At 65.7% G+C, this 19,471-nt stretch carries 20 protein-coding genes; 16 read left to right on the forward strand and 4 right to left on the reverse strand.

Annotation, left to right across the window (positions count from 1 at the left end; translation table 11 throughout):
- Positions 1 to 5 precede the first annotated feature (5 nt).
- The 3 genes from BLT98_RS24970 to BLT98_RS24980 are packed head-to-tail and all read right to left on the reverse strand — an operon-like array spanning position 6 to position 2,463.
- Positions 6 to 1,364, reverse strand: coding sequence for a vWA domain-containing protein (locus tag BLT98_RS24970; protein ID WP_092612537.1), 1,359 nt, complete (start codon positions 1,362 to 1,364; stop codon positions 6 to 8).
- Entirely contained in the window at positions 1,364 to 1,975 is a 612-nt protein-coding gene (locus BLT98_RS24975; protein WP_092612540.1) for a TadE/TadG family type IV pilus assembly protein, read from the reverse strand. Before BLT98_RS24975 ends, BLT98_RS24970 begins: the two co-directional genes overlap by 1 nt.
- Positions 1,975 to 2,463, reverse strand: a complete 489-nt coding sequence (locus BLT98_RS24980; protein WP_092612677.1) for a TadE/TadG family type IV pilus assembly protein — start codon at positions 2,461 to 2,463, stop codon at positions 1,975 to 1,977. Before BLT98_RS24980 ends, BLT98_RS24975 begins: the two co-directional genes overlap by 1 nt.
- Positions 2,464 to 3,024: 561 nt before the next feature.
- Here BLT98_RS24980 and BLT98_RS24985 point away from each other — a divergent pair.
- The 10 genes from BLT98_RS24985 (at position 3,025) to BLT98_RS25030 (ending at position 12,002) form a co-directional block, all read left to right on the forward strand.
- Complete coding sequence (locus BLT98_RS24985; protein WP_244517686.1) at positions 3,025 to 3,714, forward strand: LuxR C-terminal-related transcriptional regulator; 690 nt, start codon at positions 3,025 to 3,027, stop codon at positions 3,712 to 3,714.
- A 204-nt stretch (positions 3,715 to 3,918) separates the two neighbouring features.
- Positions 3,919 to 4,092 (forward strand): Flp family type IVb pilin, encoded by a 174-nt coding sequence (locus BLT98_RS24990; RefSeq protein WP_071650303.1) that lies wholly within the window; start codon positions 3,919 to 3,921, stop codon positions 4,090 to 4,092.
- A 116-nt stretch (positions 4,093 to 4,208) separates the two neighbouring features.
- Entirely contained in the window at positions 4,209 to 4,769 is a 561-nt protein-coding gene (locus tag BLT98_RS24995) for an A24 family peptidase (protein ID WP_092612543.1), read from the forward strand.
- 42 nt (positions 4,770 to 4,811) lie between these two features.
- Positions 4,812 to 5,639: a Flp pilus assembly protein CpaB gene (gene cpaB / locus BLT98_RS25000; protein ID WP_092612546.1), complete on the forward strand. Its 828-nt coding sequence runs from the start codon at positions 4,812 to 4,814 to the stop codon at positions 5,637 to 5,639.
- A 27-nt stretch (positions 5,640 to 5,666) separates the two neighbouring features.
- The gene (locus BLT98_RS25005) at positions 5,667 to 7,178 is read left to right on the forward strand and encodes a type II and III secretion system protein family protein (protein ID WP_092612549.1); all 1,512 of its coding nucleotides are present in this window, start codon (positions 5,667 to 5,669) and stop codon (positions 7,176 to 7,178) included.
- Positions 7,179 to 7,187: 9 nt separating this feature from the next.
- Complete coding sequence (locus BLT98_RS25010) at positions 7,188 to 7,460, forward strand: hypothetical protein (RefSeq protein ID WP_092612552.1); 273 nt, start codon at positions 7,188 to 7,190, stop codon at positions 7,458 to 7,460.
- A gap of 37 nt (positions 7,461 to 7,497) precedes the next feature.
- Positions 7,498 to 8,658, forward strand: coding sequence for a CpaE/TadZ family protein (locus tag BLT98_RS25015; protein WP_092612555.1), 1,161 nt, complete (start codon positions 7,498 to 7,500; stop codon positions 8,656 to 8,658).
- A gap of 119 nt (positions 8,659 to 8,777) precedes the next feature.
- Positions 8,778 to 10,067, forward strand: coding sequence for a TadA family conjugal transfer-associated ATPase (locus tag BLT98_RS25020; RefSeq protein WP_244517699.1), 1,290 nt, complete (start codon positions 8,778 to 8,780; stop codon positions 10,065 to 10,067).
- A 6-nt stretch (positions 10,068 to 10,073) separates the two neighbouring features.
- On the forward strand, positions 10,074 to 11,042 hold the full coding sequence (locus BLT98_RS25025; protein ID WP_092612561.1) for a type II secretion system F family protein: 969 nt from the start codon (positions 10,074 to 10,076) through the stop codon (positions 11,040 to 11,042).
- An 18-nt stretch (positions 11,043 to 11,060) separates the two neighbouring features.
- The gene (locus tag BLT98_RS25030; protein WP_244517687.1) at positions 11,061 to 12,002 is read left to right on the forward strand and encodes a type II secretion system F family protein; all 942 of its coding nucleotides are present in this window, start codon (positions 11,061 to 11,063) and stop codon (positions 12,000 to 12,002) included.
- Positions 12,003 to 12,075: 73 nt separating this feature from the next.
- Here BLT98_RS25030 and BLT98_RS25035 read toward each other — a convergent pair whose 3' ends face one another.
- Positions 12,076 to 12,858, reverse strand: a complete 783-nt coding sequence (locus tag BLT98_RS25035; RefSeq protein WP_035826389.1) for an inositol monophosphatase family protein — start codon at positions 12,856 to 12,858, stop codon at positions 12,076 to 12,078.
- A 195-nt stretch (positions 12,859 to 13,053) separates the two neighbouring features.
- On the opposite strand from BLT98_RS25035, the gene BLT98_RS25040 reads away from it, so the two are divergent.
- The 6 genes from BLT98_RS25040 (at position 13,054) to BLT98_RS25065 (ending at position 19,209) form a co-directional block, all read left to right on the forward strand.
- On the forward strand, positions 13,054 to 13,818 hold the full coding sequence (locus BLT98_RS25040) for an RNA methyltransferase (protein ID WP_070254993.1): 765 nt from the start codon (positions 13,054 to 13,056) through the stop codon (positions 13,816 to 13,818).
- Positions 13,815 to 14,717, forward strand: a complete 903-nt coding sequence (locus tag BLT98_RS25045; RefSeq protein WP_092612564.1) for a LysR substrate-binding domain-containing protein — start codon at positions 13,815 to 13,817, stop codon at positions 14,715 to 14,717. Before BLT98_RS25040 ends, BLT98_RS25045 begins: the two co-directional genes overlap by 4 nt.
- A 90-nt stretch (positions 14,718 to 14,807) precedes the next feature.
- Positions 14,808 to 16,013, forward strand: a complete 1,206-nt coding sequence (locus BLT98_RS25050; RefSeq protein WP_244517689.1) for an MFS transporter — start codon at positions 14,808 to 14,810, stop codon at positions 16,011 to 16,013.
- A gap of 76 nt (positions 16,014 to 16,089) precedes the next feature.
- Positions 16,090 to 16,611 (forward strand): hypothetical protein, encoded by a 522-nt coding sequence (locus tag BLT98_RS25055; protein ID WP_092612567.1) that lies wholly within the window; start codon positions 16,090 to 16,092, stop codon positions 16,609 to 16,611.
- A 7-nt stretch (positions 16,612 to 16,618) separates the two neighbouring features.
- Positions 16,619 to 18,253, forward strand: a complete 1,635-nt coding sequence (locus tag BLT98_RS25060) for a GMC family oxidoreductase (protein ID WP_092612570.1) — start codon at positions 16,619 to 16,621, stop codon at positions 18,251 to 18,253.
- Positions 18,250 to 19,209 carry an esterase/lipase family protein gene (locus BLT98_RS25065; RefSeq protein WP_092612573.1) on the forward strand — a complete coding sequence of 320 codons (960 nt, stop codon included), beginning with the start codon at positions 18,250 to 18,252 and terminating at the stop codon, positions 19,207 to 19,209. Before BLT98_RS25060 ends, BLT98_RS25065 begins: the two co-directional genes overlap by 4 nt.
- Positions 19,210 to 19,471: the final 262 nt, after the last annotated feature.

The raw sequence follows: 19,471 nt of genomic DNA on the forward strand, positions 1-19,471 counted from the left end.
AGGCGTTATTTGGAAATGCGCAGGATGGCCGAGGCGAGCCGGGTGAAGCAGGGACTCAGGTCGCTGTCGCTGGCCGCATAGCAGTACAGGCCCACGGGTTCGGCCGGCTTGCGGCAAGTCGCTTTCGCATCGGTGGTATTGGCCAGGCAGCGCAGCAAGTCTTCGCCCAGCTCGTTGTCCGGCCCTTCCTTGGTTTTCAGCGATGCGCCCATGCCCAGGGTAAAGACGAAAATACCTTCCTGGCGCGCCTTTGCCGCCATCGCTTCGACCAGGTTGCGCGAGGCGCGGTGCACATTCGTCCATTGTGCCTGCGCCGTCGCGGTGGACGCGGTCACGACGCGTGGCGAGTTGGTGACGATGGGAAACTCGCGCAGCGCCGCGTCGTTGGCGTGGGCGGCGTCATTCGTCGCGTTATACCATGCGGGAAGCGCGGTGATCTGACTGGCGGCGCAATCGCCGTACTGGAGCGTGTCGCTCACTTTCGTCCGGTACAGGCCCGCCAATGCCGGGTTTTGCAGTTTCGGAAAGGTGGCGAGCCCGCCCGCCGTCTGGCATTTGCCGCCGGCATTGGGAAAGTACGAAGAAAACGCCGCCGGCGAACCATCGGAGAAAAACACGATGACGCGCAGGCTGGAGCGGTTGACCTGCTCGATGTCGTTCAGCTGTTTGCGCGCCTGGAACATGCCGGCGGAAGAGTTGGTGCCGCCGACAAAGGCGAATTGATCGATCTTTCCACCTTTCATGGTCATGCCGCCGCGGTCGAAGCCGCGCTCGATCTGCCTGATCGGGACATCGATTTGGGCTTCCGAAGCGAAGTGCAGCAAGCCGACCCTGTCGACCGTGGCGTTGAACTTGTTCAGGAAGGACTTGCCCGCCGCCCGCACGGCGTCCGCATTGTTTTTCAGCGACCCCGACGTATCCATCACCAGCACCATGTCCAGGTCCTTGCGGATGGTTTGCGCGCTGGCGGCCACCTCCAGGGTCTTGAAGCCGAGTACGCCCATCAGCGAGACGGGCAGCGAGGCGCTGGCGGAGACGTCGATGGTGACGGTGCCCTTGTCGAACGTGACGTCGACGGGATGGAGGGTCGGCGTCGACAGCAGGAAGTGGTCCGGATAATTGACGTCAAAAAAATCCCTTGCCGACTGGCGCGCCCTGGTCCGCTGTTCTTCTTCCGAGTTGCCCGCAGTGACGCCGCGCGCCGCCGCCAGGCTGGCCGAGTCGACGGCCGCGTTGAGCTTGGCCTTGACGAAGTAGCCGAGGGCCGAATCGATGGCCAGCCCCACGGAGGCGATCAGGACGACGGCCGACAGCGCCACCATGACCAGTACTTGCCCGCCTTGCCGCTGGTGTGGAATGCGCATCAGAATACCGTCATCGAAGTCAGGTTGGGCGCCAGCACGGGCGTCGTGCTGTTGCCAAATTTCAATGTGCCGAACAGCATGTCGAAATTGTAGAAAGTTTCCACGGCGTAAATCAGTTCGCCATCGGCCAGCTGGCTCTGCATCAATGACACCGCAGGGGCGTATTCGTCCTTGGCGATGCCGGTGCACGTGCCATTGCTCCAGCTGCCGCATTGCCACACCTGGCTGGCGGGCAGGTAGCCGCTGGCCTTTGCGCCGGCGTCCCAGCGGTACTGTTCCAGCACGATATTGCGCAAGCCGCTCTGCGCCGTGTAGCCCATGATCTTGGTGATGTAGATCATGCCGCGCCCGTGCATGTCCAGCGGCGGTGTGCTGGCGGCCAGCGCATTCATGATGCCCTGGCTCGAGCCGCTCAGGTCGGACGTGGCGCGCGCGGACAGGTTGGCGCCTTCGCGGCTGATATTGAGCAGGATGGTCTTGGCCTGGATGGCGCGCGACAGGTCAACCAGCATGAACAGCAGCAAGGCCAGCAAGGGCAGCACGATGGCAAATTCGATGGCGGCGATGCCACGCGCGGCGCGGCGCGGAAAACGGGGAGTGGGCGCGCGCATCACAGGCCGCCAAAGCTTTCATTGCGCATGGTGGCGGCCACGACGAAATGCGCCTGGCCGTCGCGGAACAGGGCCCTGATCAAAGGCGTGGCAAATGCCCAGCGGCAATCGACGGAAATGACGACGATATCGCCGGCCTGGCCGAACATGGCGGCGCCCACCGCATCGCTGCCGTTGACGGAGATCACGGGGCTGACCTTGTCATACATGCCCATGGAGCTGTCGCGTATCTTTTGCATGACGGCGTGGTAGCGCTGCTGGTTGGCGCTGTCGGGGTCGAGGTCCTTGGCCCCCGTGACGGCATAGCGCGCCCCTTCGCGCACCGCGTGCTGCATGGTCATATTGGCAAAATAAGCCATGCTCAATTCAATGATGCCGATTATCAGCATGAGAAAGACCGGTGTTATCAGGGCCAATTCGACCAGGGTGGCGCCAGCCTGTCCGCTGTGCTTGCGGAATATGCGGAAATCGGCCTGTTTTAAGCGCATGGGAATAATCCGGTTAAGTTCCGCGATGACGAATGTCGGGCGGATGGCATTGCGCCATTTGACTGGCAATTATTCTATATCGATTTTCAATGGCGTGTCCGCCATTTAAATTATTACAGGTCAAGATAATCGCAATTAACTGCGTTATTTCAAACGTGCCGGCCCCGTCGCTACAGGGCCGGGAGTAATATGCGCGGGTATGAAAACAGGCCTGGTGTCAGGATTGTCCTGCGTGCAGGCAAGGACTTGTTTTGCAAGGTGATGCAACAAAAATGCTGCAATGTAAGCAACAGCAGCGGTGGCAGCAGCGATGGCGCGCCAGCGGCGCGTCCGCCCTGGCCACGCTGCCCATCCATCGGCACACGCCCGGCATGCTGCGACCGCTGCCGTGGGGCACGCACCGCGTTTGCGCGTGCCGGCCCAACGCCTCTTCCTTCGTGCCCCCGTGACTTCTTTCCCCCGTGCGCGGCAGCAGAAGGCGCGCGCGGACGAGGCAGGCAACCCGATTCGGATCAACCACCTTCCCTTGAAGGGAGTGGGCTACAAGTAAAGAGGTAAAGCATGTCAACAAACAATGTCATACGCGTCATGCTGGTGTCGGACCACAAGACCTGGCTGTGGGGCCTGGAGCAGTTGCTCGCCAGTGCCCAGCCCGCGATGCAGGTGGTGGCCAGCTCCACCGAGATCGACAGCGCGCTGCTGCTGGCGCGCACCCTGTGTCCCGACGTCATCGTGCTCGACGCCGATCTTGGCTGCGGCGGCGCCTGCGCCATCGATTATCTGCCGCAGCTGCTGGGCAATGGCGTCTCGCGGATGCTGCTGTTCAGCGGCACGCAGGACCAGGCAGAGCGCGGGCGGGCCGTGCGCAGCGGCGCGCGCGCGGTGCTGGGCAAGGAAACGTCCATCAAGCAACTGATCGACGCCATCGCCCGCCTGTATCGAGGCGAATTGTGCCTGGATCCGGCGCTGCTCGACAGCATGCTGGGCGTGCTGAACAAGCCGGAAGCGGCGCCCGACCCGGAAGAGCAGCGGATCGCCAGGCTGACGCTGAAGGAGCGCAAGATCGTGGCCATGATGGTGGAAGGAAATGGCGCGCTGAACCGTGCGATAGCCCAGCGGGCTTTTATCTCGGAGCAAACCTTGCGTAATCATCTGACATCGATCTACAGCAAGCTCGATGTCACCAACCGCCTGGAATTATATGTGTACGCCACCCGCAACCGCCTGGCCGAGCCCGTCCATGCGGAATGACAGTACATATGTCCTGATTATAGATAAAAAATTAAGATGTTTTGTACTGCGCACAAAATGACTTTTCTCTGATTCGATTTAATGTTTGTTTATATAAAATACACGCATCAGAAAATGGCAAATAAAAACAAGGATAATGTTTTTATTTTCAGACTGTATTTTCAGTTTTTATCATGTTTAAAACTTGACCTGAAAGGGAATAATATGAATTTCATTAAAAACTTTATCGCCGAAGAAGATGGCGTGACGGCCATCGAATATGCGCTGATCGCTGCGCTGGTGGCTGCGGCGCTGGTCACGGCCGTCGGCTATTTCACCACCGGCCTCGATGGCGCCTTCAAGGCGATCGGCACCAAGCTGACGGGCGCGGCGATCTAAGGCGCCTGCCCACCGCGCTGCACCCCGGCAGGCCGGCTGCCTTTGCGCACCGGCCTGTCGACCTCCCGCCCAACGATGCGCATGCCGTCATGCCATCGGCTTGCATCAGGTACACGATGGACCCTCATTCTTTCTGGACGTTCAGCCCCGCCATGGTCTTGTGGGGGCTGCTTGCCGCGGCTGTCTGGCATGACGTGCGCCGCCGGCGCATTCCCAACCGGCTGGTGTTTTCCGGCGCCTTGCTCGGCGTGCTGCTCAACAGCCTGGCCTTGCCCGGGGTGACGCCGGCCGGGCCGTGGCTGGCGCTGGGCGGCATGGCCGTCGGCCTGGGCTTGCTGCTGCCCATGTATGCGATGAAGGCGCTGGGCGCGGGCGACGTCAAGCTGATGGCGATGGTGGGGGCTTTTCTCGGCCCCGGTCCCGCCGTGTTTGCCGTGCTGTGCAGCCTGCTCGCTGGCGGCGTGCTGGCGCTGGCCGTCGCCCTGTGCCAGGGCACGCTGCGCCAGGCGATGAGCAATGCCCGGCAATTGCTGCTGCAAGGCTGGCTGCGCGCCGCGGCAGGCGAAGTGCCGCGGGTCGACGCGCCAGCCGTGCCGGGCGGCAAACTGCCGTACGCGATCGCCATTGCCGCCGGCACCGCCATCTGGCTGGCCCTGGCGGCGGGCGGCCATGCATGATGTGCGCGTCCGGAAACCCAAGTTTTACCAAGAGGAAAAATCATGAGAAATAGCCGCGTTGCGATCGTGCTGCTGCTGGCGCTGCTGATGGCGGGGGGCGCCGTGCTGGCGGCGGCGCGCTGGATGTCAGGACAAGGCGCGCCGGCCAGCCAGACGGTGATGGTTGCGCTGGTCGATATCGGCGTGGGCGCGAAGGTGACGCCGGCCATGCTGCGCGGCATGGACTGGCCGGCGGGCGCCATGCCGCCGGGGGCGTTTGGCGAGGCCGGCGCGCTGGACGGGCGCATCACGCGCACGGCCGTCAGCAGGGGCGAGCCTGTGCTGGAAAGCAAGCTCGCGCCGCCCGGCGCCACCGGCGGCCTGTCGGCCATCGTGGCTGCCGGCAAGCGCGCCATGACCGTGCGCGTCAATGACGTGGTGGGCGTGGCCGGCTTCGCCCTGCCGGGCAATTTCGTCGACATTCTCGTGCATACGCAGGATGACCGGGCCAGGCCGGCGGGCGGCGGGCCGCTGGCCATTTCCAAGATCGTGCTGGAACGCATCCTGGTGCTGGCCGTGGCGCAAGAGTCCGGCCGCGACGACAACAAGCCCAAGGTGGTCAATGCCGTGACCCTGGAGCTGACGCCGGAGCAGGTGGAAAAGCTGGACCTGGCGCGCAGCGTGGGCAGCTTGTCGCTGGTGCTGCGCAACCAGGTCGATCCGGCGCCCGTCACCACGGACGGCGCCACCAAGGAGTCGCTGCTGGAACTGAAGGCGCCGGCGGCCGCGCCGGTGCGCGCGGCGCGGCGCCAGGCGGCCCCGGCACGCGCTCCCGCGCGCGACAGCATCACCGTCATCAAGGGCATGGATACGAGCGTCCAGCAATTTTAAAAATCAGCAGGCAAGCAAGGATGATCGATGAACAAATTTCGTAAGCACGCTGCGGGTGCGGGCATGCGCCTGGCCCTGATGCTGGGCAGCGCGGCGGCAGGCATGGCTTGGCCGGTCAGCGCCAGCGCGGCGGCGCCGGCCAGGCAGGCCGTCATGTCGCCAGTCGCGGCGCCGGCCATGTCGCTGGGCGCCGATATCGCCCGCCTGGGCGCGCCCGTGCGCATCGCCGTGGGCAAGTCCACCTTGCGCAACCTGAGCTTGCCTGTGTCGCAGATCGCCGTCAACGATCCCCGGGTGGCCGGCGCCAGGATGCTGGGCTCGTCCAGCCAGCTGTTCGTCTGGGGTCTGGCGCCGGGCAGCACCAACCTGATCCTGTGGGACCGGCAGCAGCGCCCAGTGATCGTCGATATCGAAGTCGAGGTCGATGTCGAAGGCTTGCAGGCGCAGCTGGCCTATGTCTTCCCCGGCGAGCGCGCCGTCAAGGCCGGTGCGGCCGGCGGCAGCATTGTGCTGTCGGGGCAGGTGAGCGACAGCGTCAAGGCCAGCCAGATCCTGGAGATGGCGCAGGCCTATGCGCAGCGCGGCGCCGCCGAAGCTGCCGCACCGGCCGAAGGCGCGGCCAGCGCGGCCGGCGGCGTCAAGGTCATCAATATGCTGTCGATTGCGGCGCCGCAACAGGTCATGCTGGAAGTGAAAATCGCCGAAGTGTCGAAGACCCTGGTCGACCAGCTGGGCGCCAGCGTGGGCATCAGCGGCACGCGCGGCAACTGGAGCTACGGCTTGCTGTCGAACCTGCTCAGCGGTAACCCCAGCCAGCTGGGCGCCGTGCACGGCAAGAATGGCAACGGCCTGACGCTCGATGCGCAAAAGCGCGACGGCCTGGTCAAGGTGCTGGCCGAACCGAACATCATGGCCATCAGTGGCCAGGAAGCCAGTTTCCTGGCGGGCGGCAAGATTTTCATTCCGGTCGCGCAAGACAGCACCACCAACAAGATCACGCTGGAAGAAAAGGAATTCGGCATTGCCGTCAAGTTCACGCCCACCGTGCTGGAGGGTGGACGCATCAACCTGAAGGTGGCGCCGGAAGTGTCGGAGCTGAACCGCGAAGGCATCGGCATCACCACCGGCGGTGGCGCCGCCGCCAATGCCGTGTTGCCGGCATTTACCACGCGGCGCACCACCACCACGGTGCAGCTGTTCGATGGCCAGAGTTTTGCCGTGGGCGGCTTGATCAAGAACAATGTGACGACCAATATCAAGGCATTGCCCTTCCTGGGCGAGATTCCCGTGCTGGGCGCCCTGTTCCGCAGCAGCGATTTCCAGACCGACCGCACGGAACTCGTGTTCATCATCACGCCGCATTTGGTCAAGCCGCTCGACGGCACGCTTGACGGCGATATCGTCTTGCCCACCGACGCCTATGTGGCGCCCAGCCGCGGCGAGTTCTTCTTGCAAGGAAAAATGGAAGGCGCTGCCGCGCCACGGCCACGGCAGGAAGCGGCCAGGCAGACACCGCCAGCCGGTCCGGACACTCACTAGGAGCACAGCATGCAGCATCCCCTTTTATTCCCCGTGCTGCTGGCCGCCCTGGCCGCCAGCGGCTGCGCCGCCACGCCGAACCTGGACCGCCAGTTTGGCGCCAGCGTTCAGCAACTGCGCCTGCGGCAAGTGCTGTCGCCGCAGGCGGGCGCGAACCGCGACCCCGTGGCCGGCATGGACGGCAAGGCCGCCCAGGCCGCCTACATGGCGTACCAGAAAAGCTTTGCCGCGCCCGCACCGCAAGGGGCCGCCTTGACCATCGGCGTCGGGGCGCGCCAGTGAGCCTGGCATCGCCACCACAGAACCAGCAAGGCATATCGTGAAAATCGCCATCCATTCCACTGATCAAAAAACGCTGTCCGAACTGGGCCTGCTGCTGCGCAGCCGCAACCGGCTCGACGAGATCAACGCGGGCGGCGAAACGCTGGAACCGCTGCAGGCGGCGCAATCGCTGCCCGACGTACTGATCTTCGACCGCCCGTCGAACGACGGCGCAGACCTGGCCGCCATCGAGCGCCTCAGCAACCAGCATCCGCGCATGGCCTTCATCGTGCTGTGCCACCAGCAGGCGCCTGAATTTCTGCTGCAGGCCATGCGTGCAGGCGTGCGCGACGTGCTGCCGTTTCCCGCCGCGCCGGCCAGCCTGTATGCGGCGCTCGAACGCATCGAGGAAAAGCTGGAGCGGCGCGAGCATGGCAACGGCAAGGTGCTGGCCTTCATCTCCTGCAAGGGGGGCAGCGGCGCCACCTTCATCGCCAGCAACCTCGGTTATGCGCTGGCCGCCGGCGGCCAGCAGCGCGTTGCCCTGATCGACATGAACCTGCATTTTGGCGACGCCTCGCTCTTCGTGTCCGAGAACAAGCCGCTGGCCACGCTGTCCGACGTCACGCGCGACATCCACCGGCTCGACGCCTCGTTCCTGGCATCGAGCATGCTGCACATCACGCCCAACTACAGCGTGCTGGCCGCGCCCGAGGATCCGGCTCACGCCAGCGAAGTGGCGCCCGAGCACATCGACGCCATCATCCGGCAAGCCAGGCGCCAGTACGATTTCATCGTGCTCGACGTGGGCCGCAACCTCGACGCCGTCAGCGTGCGCGCGCTGGACCACGCCGACATGATCTTTCCCGTCCTGCAGGCGACCTTGCCGTACATCCGCGATGGCAAGCGCCTGCTGGGCATGTTCCGCTCGCTCGAATACGCGAAGGAGAAGGTGCACATCATCGTCAACCGCCACGACAAGGGCGGCGAAATCCGCCTGCGCGACCTGGAAGCGGCGTACGGCACGGCGGTCTACCGCACGGTGCCGAATCACTACGCCTCGGCGGCCGCCTCGGTCAACCAGGGCGTGCCTATCCTGCAGCTCGACAAGGCCAGCCCGATCACCCGCTCGCTGCAGGAGTTCGCCGCAAGCCTGGCCGGCGGCGCGGCCAGCACGGCGCGCCAGGGCTGGTTCGGCCGCGTCCTGCGGCGCGCCTGATCCACGCGCTGATCCCCATCCCAGAACAGGAGCATTTCATGGCTAGTTCCCCCATCGCCGCCTTGTCCATCCGCGAACGGCTCGGCAGCGCCAAGATCGCCGCGCTCGCGCCGCAACGCATGGCCGTCATCGACAACCACGGCTACCGCGACCTCAAGCTGCGCATCCATGGGCTGCTGCTCGAACGGGTCGACCTGGAAAGCATGCAGCGCCTGTCGCAGGAGCGCATCCGCGAAGAATTGCGCGGCCTGGTCGAGCGCTTGCTGGAGGAAGAGGCGGTGGTCATCAACGACGCCGAGCGCCGTAGCCTGACGCGCGACATCCAGCACGAGATGCTGGGCTTCGGGCCGCTCGAAACGCTGCTCTCGGATGCCAGCGTGTCGGACATCCTGGTCAACGGCCACAAGCAGGTGTATGTGGAGCGCGGCGGCCGCCTGGAGCTGACCGACGTCAGCTTCGACGATGACGCCCACCTGATGAAGATCATCGACAAGATCGTCTCGCGCGTGGGACGGCGCATCGACGAATCGAGCCCCATGGTCGATGCGCGCCTGCCCGACGGGTCGCGCGTCAACGCCATCATCCCGCCGCTGGCCATCGACGGCCCCGTGATGTCGATCCGGCGCTTCTCCGTCGACCCGCTGCGCCTGGCCGACCTGGTCGCCTACCACAGCATGACGGCCGAGATGGCCGAAGTGCTGCAGGGCCTGGGCAAGGCGAAGATGAATATCCTCATTTCCGGCGGCACGGGCAGCGGCAAGACCACCATGCTCAACGTGATTTCCGGCTTTATCGGCCAGACGGAGCGCATCGTCACGGTGGAAGACGCGGCCGAGCTGCAATTGCAGCAGCCGCACGTGGTACGGCTGGAAACGCGGCCCGCGAATATCGAAGGCAAGGGCGAAGTGACGCAGCGGGCGCTGGTGCGCAACGCGCTGCGCATGCGCCCGGACCGCATCATCCTGGGCGAGGTGCGCGGCGCCGAGGCGCTCGACATGCTGGGCGCGATGAACACGGGCCATGAAGGCTCGATGGCCACCATCCACGCCAATACGCCGCGCGACGCCATCACGCGGCTGGAAAATATGATCAGCATGGCGGCCGCCAACCTGCCCAGCAAGGCCATCCGGCAGCAGATCAGCTCGGCCGTGTCGGTGGTGGTGCAAGTGTCGCGCCTGATCGACGGCAAGCGCAAGGTCACGTCGATCCAGGAAATCACGGGCATGGAAGGGGAGGTCATCACGATGCAGGAAATCTTCAGTTTCCGGCAGACGGGCGTGGCCGAGGGCGGCGCGGTGGTCGGGCATTTCTCGGCCAGCGGCATCCGCCCGCGCTTCCTCGATCGCCTGAACAGCTTTGGCATCGGCGTGTCTGCCGCCCTGTTCGAACCCACTGCGGCGGGGCGCTGACCGGCCATGCTTTCCTACCTTGTCTATCTGTTCCTTTTCCTGGCCGTGCTGCTGCTGGTGGCTGGCGCCTGGCTGGCGTGGCAAGCGGCGCGGGGGGCGGGCGCGGCGCGGGTGGCGCGGCGCCTGCAGGGCATGTACACGGCCAGCGATGGCGAACAGGCGCTGTCGATCACCAAGCAGCGCCCGCTGAGCGCCCATTCCTTGCTGCACGGCGTGCTGGAAGGCTTGCCCGGCGCGCGGCGCCTCGATCGGCTGCTGCTGCAGGCGGGCATGCGCTGGCTGGTGGCCGGCTTCCTCGGCTATTGCGCACTTGGCGGGACGGCCGGCCTGCTGCTGTCCGGCGCGCTGCCCCTGCCATGGTATGTACGCCTGGGGCTGGGCGTGGGCGGCGCCGCGCTGCCGTATCTGCTGGTGCGCCGCGCCAGGAGCAAGCGGCTGGTGCTCATCGAGCAGCAACTGCCGGACGCGCTCGACCTGATGAGCCGCGCCATGCGCGCCGGCCACGCCTTTCCCACCGCGCTGAAAATGGTGGGCGAGGAAATGACGGGACCGCTGGCCGACGAGTTCCGCGCCGTGTTCGACGAAGTCAGTTTCGGCGTCGCGATGGCCGATGCGCTGGGCAACCTGGCCGCGCGCGTGCCCAGCACGGACTTGCGCTATTTCGTCATCGCCGTGCTGATCCAGCGCGAAACGGGCGGCAACCTGACTGAATTGCTGAGCAGCATCAGCGCCATCATCCGCGACCGCCTGAAATTGCTGGGCCAGGTGCGCGTGCTGTCGGCCGAAGGGCGCATGTCGGCCTGGGTCCTGGGCTTGCTGCCGTTCGGCGCGGCGCTGATGATGCATTTGATGAATCCGCAGTTTATTGCCGTGCTGTACACGGATGGGGGCGGGCGCAAGATGGTCGGCGTATCGCTGGGCTTGCTGATGCTGGGCGTGATCTGCATCAGAAAAATTATCAATATCCGGGTATAAGATGAAAGAAAAGATACGATGAACACGATGAGTGCGGCGCAGCTGGCTTTGCTGGGCCTGCTGTTCCTGATTGTCTTCGCGCTGGCCTTGCTGGTGTTGCGCCTGCTCACTGGCAGTGCGGTGCAGGAGCGGCTGCAGGCGCTGGGCGATGCCGGCGCCGGCGGCGATGGCGGGCGCCATGCCAGGCGGCGCTGGCTGGTGCACGCCGTCAGCCTGACGCGTCCGCTGGCCAGGCTGTCGCTGCCGGACGAAGGCTGGGAAAGTTCGCCCATCCGCAGCCGCTTCGTCCATGCCGGCTGGCGCAGCCAGGCCGCGCCCGCGCTGTTTTACGCGGCCAAGACAGGCTTGTTCGTGGGCTTGCCGCTGCTGGCGTATTTTCTGCTGCGCCAGGGCGGACACAATATGCTGTTGTGGCTGGTCGCGGCGGCCACCCTCGGTTACTACCTGCCGAATGTCTGGCTGTCGCACTGCCTGAAACAGCGTCAGCGCGAAGTGTTCGAGACCTTTCCCGATGCATTGGACCTGATGACGGTGTGTGTCGAAGCGGGGCTGGCGATGGATGCGGCACTGGCGCGCGTGGCGCAGGAAATCGGCCTGAAAAGCGCCGTCCTGGCCGAAGAGCTGCAACTGGTGACGCTGGAGCTGCGCGCCGGCAGCGCCAAGGACAAGGCCTTGCGCAACCTGGCCCTGCGCACGGGAGTGGAGGATGTGGACGCGCTGGTGACCCTGCTGATCCAGGCCGAGCGCTTCGGCACGAGCATCGCCGCGTCGCTGCGCGTGCAGTCCGACCAGCTGCGCACCAAGCGGCGCCAGCGCGCCGAGGAAACGGCGGCAAGGATCGCCCTCAAGCTGTTGTTCCCGCTGATCTTTTTCATCTTCCCCTCGCTGATGGTCGTGCTGATGGGGCCGGCGTTCCTGCAGATTTACCGCGTGCTGCTGCCGGCCATGCGGGGCAGCTGAGGGCTGGCCGGGGCAAAAAAAAGCTGCCGGAGTCGCCTCCGGCAGCTTTTTTACGTCAGACCGCGCCTGGCAATCAGGCGAATGGCGTCAAGAGGGTGATCATCTGGCCAAAGATCTTCGGGCTGGCGGCGATGACGTCGCCCTTGTACAGGTAGTCCGATTCGCCGGAAAATTCACCGACGATGCCGCCCGATTCCGTGATCATCAGGGCGCCGGCGGCGATATCCCAAGGCTTCAAGCCTTTTTCGTAGAAGCCGTCCAGGCGGCCGCAAGCGACGTAGGCCAGGTCCAGCGCGGCCGAGCCGGCGCGGCGTACGCCCTGGCTGCGTTCGCCCATGATCGCGTACATCTTCAGGTATTCGTCCAGCGCGCGGGCGCTGCCGGCCACGTAGCCGGTGCCCAGCAGGGCGTTCGAGATGCGGTCCAGCTTGGTGACGCGGATGCGTTTTTCGTTCAGGTAGGCGCCGGCGCCCTTGGTGGCCGTAAACAGGTCGTTGCGTACCGGGTCGTAGATGACGGCTTGCGTGACGACGCCGCGATGCGCGAGGGCGATCGAGATGCAGTATTGGGGGAAGCCGTGGATAAAGTTGGTGGTGCCATCGATCGGGTCGATGATCCACTGATATTCATTCTCGTCGTGCGAGTTGGCGGAAGCTCCCGATTCCTCAGCCAGGAACGCGTGGTCCGGGTAGGCTTTGGACAGCACCTCGATGATGGCTTGTTCGGCCGCCTGGTCGACGTCAGTGACGAAATCGTTATGTTGTTTTTCCGTGACGACGACGCGGTCGAGGTCAAAAGAGGCGCGATTGATGACGGCGGCGCCGCGGCGGGCGGCTTTGATCGCCGTGTTGAGCATTGGGTGCATGTGAGCTTCCGTTAAAAGCACGCGACCGCCCAGCGTCGCCTTTCGGCGCCGGTACGATAGAGTGCAAGAATGAATTAAAGAGCGGAGCGGTGCCGAAGTGGTTAAAATCCCGGCCTGGAGTCAGCGTTTTGTGACTCCGTTTCCCGAAATTTCCTGTATCGATACCGCGCAATAGCGCTATTTTAAATGAATCTGCCCGAAATCAACACGTCTCTTTTCAAACGCCTGCGATTTATTCTTGTCGAAACTAGTCGCTCTGGCAACATTGGCGCCGTCGCGCGGGCCATGAAAACGATGGGTTTTTCCGATCTGGTGCTGGTCAATCCCCGCTTTCCCGATGCCTTGACGGACGCGGAAGCGGTGGCCTTCGCCAGCGGCGCGCAGGATATCCTGTCCGGCGCGCGCATCGTCGGCTCCATCGCCGAGGCGCTCGAAGGCTGCAATTACGCGGCGGCCGTCTCAGCCCGCCTGCGCGAATTTTCTCCGCCCGTCACGGCCCCGCGCGCCATCGCGGCCCAGCTGGCGGCCAGCGAAGACTTGCACGCGGCCGTCATCTTCGGCAACGAGCGCTTCGGCTTGCCCAACGAGATCGTCGAGCAGTGCAATGTGCTGATCAACATCCCCGCCAACCCCGAGTATTCCTCGCTGAACCTGTCGCAGGCGGCGCAGGTCGTCGCCTATGAATGCCGCGTGGCGGCCCTCGGCGACGGGCAGATCGCCAGTCCCGTCGGTTTCCATGGCGACGCGGCCAGCCTGGCGCAGGTCGACGGCATGTACGCGCATCTGGAACAGGCGCTGGTGGCCATCGATTTTCTCGACGCGGACAACCCGAAAAAACTCATGCCAAGGCTGAAACGCCTGTTTTCGCGCACGGGGCTGGAAACGGAAGAAGTCAATATCCTGCGCGGCATCGCGCGGCATATCCTGGCGGTGGCGAAAAAAGGCCCATGATAGAGACCCGGCTGCTGCGCCAGTTCATCGCCGTCGCCGAGGAACTCAATTTCCGCCGCGCGGCTGAACGGCTGCACATGGCGCAGCCGCCGTTGTCGCAGGCCATCCTGCGGCTGGAAGAAGCGCTCGGCTATCCCGTATTCGAGCGCACGAACCGCAAGGTCAGCCTGACGCCGGCCGGCATGGCTTTCCTGGCCACGGCGCGCCAGGTGCTGGCCAGCCTGGAAGAGGGCGTGGCGGCCACGCGCCGCGTGGCGCAGGGCATCAAGGGCCACTTGCGCCTGAGCTTTATCCACATCACGCCGTATGCCCACGTATTGAATGCCTTGCGCGCGTTTCGCGCCGCTTCGCCCGCCGTGCAGTTCACCTTGCGCGAAGCGTCGACGCAGCAGCAGGTCGAGTGGCTGGAAAAAGGCGAGGTCGATATCGCCCTGCTGCGCGCGCCGGGACGCAGCACGCCGGGCTTGCGCTTCGAGCGCCTGTCCGGCGAAGACATCGTGATCGCGCTGCCGTCGAACCACCGCTGCGCGGGCCAGGCGCGCGTGGATCTGGCGGACCTGGCCGGCGACGATTTCGTCGCTTCGCCGCGCGACCTGGGCCAGGGTTTCCACGACCAGCTGGCCAGCCTGTGCCTGCACGCGGGCTTCGTGCCGCGCGTGGCGCAGCAGGCGCGCCGTTTGCAAACGGTGCTGGGGCTGGTGGCTGCCGGCTTCGGCGTGGCTCTGCTGCCGGCCAGCCTGGCGGCGTCCCGGCCTGCCGGCGTCGTCATGCTGCCGCTCCACAGCGATGCGCCCGAACCGTTGCGCCAGCTTGACCTGTACATGGCGTGGGATCCGCAGCGCATGTCTCCCGTGCGCGAGCGACTGCTGGCGCAGCTGCGGCACTTTTCCGCCTATTGAGACTTTCAAAGTCTCGTTTCAAGATAAATAAGATATTTTACAGATGGTGAACGAGAGGCCAGCATAGCGTTTTGATTGTCAGGAACTGCCATGTCCACCATGTCCTCGCGCACAGTGCTGCCGTCCGCCACGCTGCCACTCTCCATTTACCTGCTCTCCCTGTGCAGCTTTGCCTTCGGCTTGTGCGAATTCATCGCCGCCGGCCTGTTGACCCCCATGGCGCGCGACTTGCACGCCAGCGTGGCGGCGGCCGGCGGCGCCATCGCCGCGTACGCGCTGGGGGCGGCCATCGGCGCGCCCATCCTGACGGCCATGCTGGCGCGCCGGCCCGTGCGCCAGGTGCTGGTGGCCACCATGCTCGTGCTGGCGGCCGGCAGCGTGGCCATGGCGGCCGCGCCAGCGCTGGGCGCGCTGCTGGGGGTGCGCTTTGCCGTCGGCCTCGCGCATGGCGTCTTCATGGCGGTGGCGTCGCATGCGGCCACCAGCCTGGTCGACCCGTCCCGCGCGGGACGGGCGCTGTCCATCGTCTGGCTGGGCCTGACCCTGGCGCTGGCCGGCGGCGTGCCGCTGGGGACGTGGCTGGGCGCCGTCTCGTCGTGGCGCTGGGTTTTCGCGGCCATCGGCGTGCTGGCCCTGTGCGGCGGCGCCGGCCTGCGCTTCGCCATGCCGGCAGCGCGCCAGCAGGCCGCCGCCGTATCGGCGCTGGCCAGCCTGCGCGCCATCCTGCAGCCGCCGCTGCTGCTGGCGGCGGGCGTGGCGGCGCTGGTCAGCGTGGCTACCTTCAGCTTTTTCACGTATGTCTCGCCTTTCCTGCTGCAGCTGGGCGGGCTCGATGCGGGCTGGCTGGGCGCCGCCATGCTGTGTTTTGGCGCGTGCGCCATCGGCGGCAACCTGCTGGGCGGCTGGTGCGCCGACCGCCCCCACGCGCTGCGCTCCACCGTGCTGGCCCTGGCCGCGCTGGCGCTCAATCTGCTGGGGTTTTATCTGCTGCGCGCCCAGCCCGTGGCCATGCTGGCCCTGTGCGGCACTTTGGGCTTGCTGTTCTTTGCCCTCGTCACCCTGTCTACCATGCGGCTGCTACGCCTGGCGCAACGGCATTGCCCGGGCAGCGACGCCGTGGCGGCGGGCCTGAATATCGCCGCCTTCAATGCGGGCACGGCCTTTGGCGGCGCGCTGGGAGGTGCGCTGATCGTCGCCTTCGGCTTGCCCAGCATTGCCATCGGCGGCGCGCTGGCGGCGCTGCTGGCAATGCTGCTGCTGTGGTTTCAGGCGCAAAAACTAGACTCTCCGCTCTAGTTTTTGCGTTCAAACGCCCACTGCCTTTGGCGTACACTGGCCTGCAAAAGGCGGTATAAAACAAGGGGATAGGGGTATGCAACGCAGATCGTTTCTGAAACTGGGCGTGCTCGGCGCCTGCGCGCTGGCCGCCGGAGGGGCGGCCTATCGCTTGGTGCGCGGGCCGGCGCCGCCTGGCCGCTTCGTGCTCGATGGCGCGGCGCGCGCGGCGCTGGTGGCCATCGTGCCGGCCATGCTGGGCAGCGCGCTGCCGCGGGAAGCCCCCGCGCGGGCCGCGGCGCTCGATGGCGCCATCGCCGGCGTGGACACGGCTATCCGCGGCTTGCCCCTGGCGGCGCAGCAGGAAGTGCAGGACCTGTTTGGCCTGCTGGCGCTGGCGCCCGCGCGGCGCTTCGTCGCCGGCGTGCATGGCGGCTGGCGCGAAGCCGATCCCGCCCAGGTGGCCGCCTTTCTGCAGTCGTGGCGCACGCACCGCCTGGCCACCTTGCAGACGGCCTACCTGGCCCTGCACGATCTGATCCTCGGCGCCTGGTATGCCGATGCCGCCCACTGGGCCGCCATCGGCTATCCGGGGCCGCTGCCCGAACTGAGCGCATAAGGCATCCATGAGCACATCTCCCATTCTTGACCCCATCGCCATCGGCGTGGCCAGCGGCTGGAACGTCACCGACGCCAGCACCGTGGCCGCCGACCGTACGCTGGAAGCCGACGTGGTCATCATCGGCAGCGGCGCCGGCGGCGGCGTGACGGCGGAAATCCTTGCGCTGGCCGGCCTCAAAGTGCTGATCGTCGAAGAGGGCGGCTTGAAGTCCTCGCAAGACTTCAAGATGCGCGAAGCGGACGCCTATCCCGCGCTGTACCAGGAATCGGCCGCGCGCAAGACGCGCGACAAGGCGATCAATATCCTGCAGGGGCGCACCGTGGGCGGTTCGACCACCGTCAACTGGACCTCGAGCTTCCGCACACCGCCCGGCACCCTCGAATACTGGCGCAAGCATTTTGGCTTGTCCGGCTATTCCGTCGATGCCATGGCGCCGTGGTTCGCCATGATGGAAAAGCGCCTGCACGTGAGCGACTGGGCCGCGCCGCCCAATGAAAACAACGACTTGTTGCGCCGTGGCGCCACGGCGCTGGGCATTCCCACGGCCGCCATCCGGCGCAACGTGAACGGCTGCTGGAACCTCGGCTACTGCGGCATGGGCTGCCCGACCAACGCCAAGCAGTCGATGCTGGTGACGACGATCCCGTCGGCGCTGGCGCTGGGCGCGGGCCTGCTCGTGCATGCGCGCGCCGAGCGTTTCAGCTTCAAGGGCGAGCGCATCGACAGCCTGCAGGTGACGGCGCTCGACGCCGCCGGGCAGGCGCCCACGGGCGTGCGCCTCACCTTGCGCGCCAGACACTTTGTACTGGCCGGCGGCGCCATCAATTCGCCGGCGCTGCTGTTGCGCTCGCAGGCGCCGGATCCGCATGGCTTGCTGGGGCGGCGCACCTTCCTGCATCCGACGGTGATCTCGGCGGGCCTGTTCCCGCAGCGCGTCGACGCCTATGCGGGCGCGCCGCAGACGATTTATTCCGACCATTTCCTGCACGCGGCGCCCATCGATGGTCCCATCGGCTACAAGCTCGAAGCGCCGCCGCTGCATCCGCTGCTGATGGCCACCACCATGGGCGGCTTCGGCGATGAACACGCGCGCACCATGCGCGAATTTCCCCATGCGCATGGCTTGCTGGCCCTGCTGCGCGACGGCTTTCACCATGATTCGGCGGGCGGCACGGTATCGATCGACAGCTTCGGCGCACCCGTGCTCGACTATCCGCTCACGCCTTTTATGTGGGATGGCGTGCGGCGCGCGCTGCTGTCGATGGCGGAAATCCAGTTCGCCGCCGGCGCGAAAAGTGTCTATCCCGTGCATGAAATGGCCAGCCATTACACCAGCTGGGCGCAGGCGAAGCAGGCCATCGGCGATTTGCCGATGAAGGTGCTGCTGGCGCGGGTGGTGTCGGCCCACGTGATGGGCGGCTGCGCCATGTCGGACGATGCGCGCCTGGGCGTGACGGGTGCCGATGGCCGCTACCACGGCCTGCGCAACCTGTCCGTGCACGACGGCTCGCTGCTGCCCACGTCGATAGGCGCCAATCCGCAATTGACGCTGTATGCGCTGGCCGCGCGCCTGGCCAGCGGCCTGGCGCGGGAGCTGACGGGCAAACCGGCGCCCGTGCCCGTTCCAGCGTCAGCATGATCGCACGCATACTCAAGTGGCTGATGCTGCTGCAAGTGCTGGCCGTGCTGGGGTTGGCGTACCTGGCCATGCAGGCGTGGGGCGTGGCTTCGCCGGTGCAGGCCGTGTTGCTGGCGCTGGCCATGCTGCTGGCCGTGCGCGCACTGGTCGTGGCGCGCAATTTTTGGCAGAGCCGGCGGCTGGGTAGCCCCGTGCCACAGGAATATCAATTGGGTGTGCGGGGTGCCGCGCGGCTGTTCTTGGGCGAACTGCGTGCCACCCTGTGGGCCTCGTCCTGGGGCATGCTGCGTCCGCGCCTGCATGCGCTGGACGCCGCCACGGCTTCCCGGGGCTTGCCGGTGCTGCTGATCCACGGCTATGTGTGCAACCGCGGCTACTGGGCGCAACTGAGCCGGCTGCTGGCGCGGGCCGGCGTCGCGCATGACGCTGTCGACCTGGAACCCATCGTCGCCGACATCGAGGATTGCGTACCGCAGGTGGAGCAGGCCATCGAGGCGCTGCGCGCCCGCACGGGCAGCGACCGCGTGATTCTCGTCGCCCACAGCATGGGCGGCCTGGTGGCGCGCGCCTGGCTGCGCCGGCATGGCGCGCGGCGTGTCGCCCGCATCATCACCATCGGCACGCCGCACCACGGCACGGCGCTGGCCAACCTGGCGGCAGGCGCGAATGCCCGGCAGATGAGGCGTATCCATGGCGCGCCGGACGCCTGGCTGGCGCAGCTGGCTGCCAGCGAAACGCCGGCAACGCGCGCCCTGATCACCTCGATGTACTCGCACCACGACAATATCGTCGCGCCGCAGTCGTCCGCGCAGTTGCCCGGCGCGCGCAATCTGGCCTTCGGCGGCATCGGCCACGTGGCGCTGGCCAGCGATGCGCGCGTGCTGCGTCAGCTGTTAGCGGAAATCACTATCAAGTACGAAGCCGCCCAGCCTCCGTCTTGCCCGCATTTTTCCTGAGTCCTGTTGTGTTTTGTCTGCATGGCAAGACTGTCTGTTTTGACTCTGCTGTTGCCCCTGTTTAACAACGCCATGGGCAGATAATGCTGTTTTCCGCTGGCGTACTGTATTAAGCTAAGGTCAGAAGGGCAGCGGGAAAAATTGTTCCTGAGGCCGCTTGCGCCGTTCTGCAGACGTCCGGCGGCCAGATTTTTCTCAGGATCTATGGCAAGATATTGTAGGATTGTTATGTAGCCCGCGCATGCGAAAAGTTGAACGCAGG

The organism is Janthinobacterium sp. YR213 (genome assembly GCF_900099875.1).
Taxonomy (GTDB): Bacteria; Pseudomonadota; Gammaproteobacteria; order Burkholderiales; family Burkholderiaceae_D; genus Janthinobacterium; species Janthinobacterium lividum.

Excerpts from the sequence above, each read along its gene's own strand:
- BLT98_RS25030 (WP_244517687.1), top strand. The coding sequence starts at position 11,061 with ATGAACACGATGAGTGCGGCGCAGCTGGCTTTGCTGGGCCTGCTGTTC.
- BLT98_RS25060 (WP_092612570.1), top strand. The coding sequence starts at position 16,619 with ATGAGCACATCTCCCATTCTTGACCCCATCGCCATCGGCGTGGCCAGC.
- BLT98_RS25055 (WP_092612567.1), top strand. The coding sequence starts at position 16,090 with ATGCAACGCAGATCGTTTCTGAAACTGGGCGTGCTCGGCGCCTGCGCG.
- BLT98_RS25040 (WP_070254993.1), top strand. The coding sequence starts at position 13,054 with ATGAATCTGCCCGAAATCAACACGTCTCTTTTCAAACGCCTGCGATTT.
- BLT98_RS24995 (WP_092612543.1), top strand. The coding sequence starts at position 4,209 with ATGGACCCTCATTCTTTCTGGACGTTCAGCCCCGCCATGGTCTTGTGG.
- BLT98_RS25020 (WP_244517699.1), top strand. The coding sequence starts at position 8,778 with ATGGCCGTCATCGACAACCACGGCTACCGCGACCTCAAGCTGCGCATC.
- BLT98_RS25005 (WP_092612549.1), top strand. The coding sequence starts at position 5,667 with ATGAACAAATTTCGTAAGCACGCTGCGGGTGCGGGCATGCGCCTGGCC.
- BLT98_RS24975 (WP_092612540.1), bottom strand. The coding sequence starts at position 1,975 with ATGCGCGCGCCCACTCCCCGTTTTCCGCGCCGCGCCGCGCGTGGCATC.
- BLT98_RS25035 (WP_035826389.1), bottom strand. The coding sequence starts at position 12,858 with ATGCTCAACACGGCGATCAAAGCCGCCCGCCGCGGCGCCGCCGTCATC.
- BLT98_RS25050 (WP_244517689.1), top strand. The coding sequence starts at position 14,808 with ATGTCCACCATGTCCTCGCGCACAGTGCTGCCGTCCGCCACGCTGCCA.
- BLT98_RS25065 (WP_092612573.1), top strand. The coding sequence starts at position 18,250 with ATGATCGCACGCATACTCAAGTGGCTGATGCTGCTGCAAGTGCTGGCC.
- BLT98_RS24970 (WP_092612537.1), bottom strand. The coding sequence starts at position 1,364 with ATGCGCATTCCACACCAGCGGCAAGGCGGGCAAGTACTGGTCATGGTG.
- BLT98_RS24990 (WP_071650303.1), top strand. The coding sequence starts at position 3,919 with ATGAATTTCATTAAAAACTTTATCGCCGAAGAAGATGGCGTGACGGCC.
- BLT98_RS25045 (WP_092612564.1), top strand. The coding sequence starts at position 13,815 with ATGATAGAGACCCGGCTGCTGCGCCAGTTCATCGCCGTCGCCGAGGAA.
- BLT98_RS24980 (WP_092612677.1), bottom strand. The coding sequence starts at position 2,463 with ATGCGCTTAAAACAGGCCGATTTCCGCATATTCCGCAAGCACAGCGGA.
- BLT98_RS25010 (WP_092612552.1), top strand. The coding sequence starts at position 7,188 with ATGCAGCATCCCCTTTTATTCCCCGTGCTGCTGGCCGCCCTGGCCGCC.
- BLT98_RS25025 (WP_092612561.1), top strand. The coding sequence starts at position 10,074 with ATGCTTTCCTACCTTGTCTATCTGTTCCTTTTCCTGGCCGTGCTGCTG.
- BLT98_RS24985 (WP_244517686.1), top strand. The coding sequence starts at position 3,025 with ATGTCAACAAACAATGTCATACGCGTCATGCTGGTGTCGGACCACAAG.
- cpaB (WP_092612546.1), top strand. The coding sequence starts at position 4,812 with ATGAGAAATAGCCGCGTTGCGATCGTGCTGCTGCTGGCGCTGCTGATG.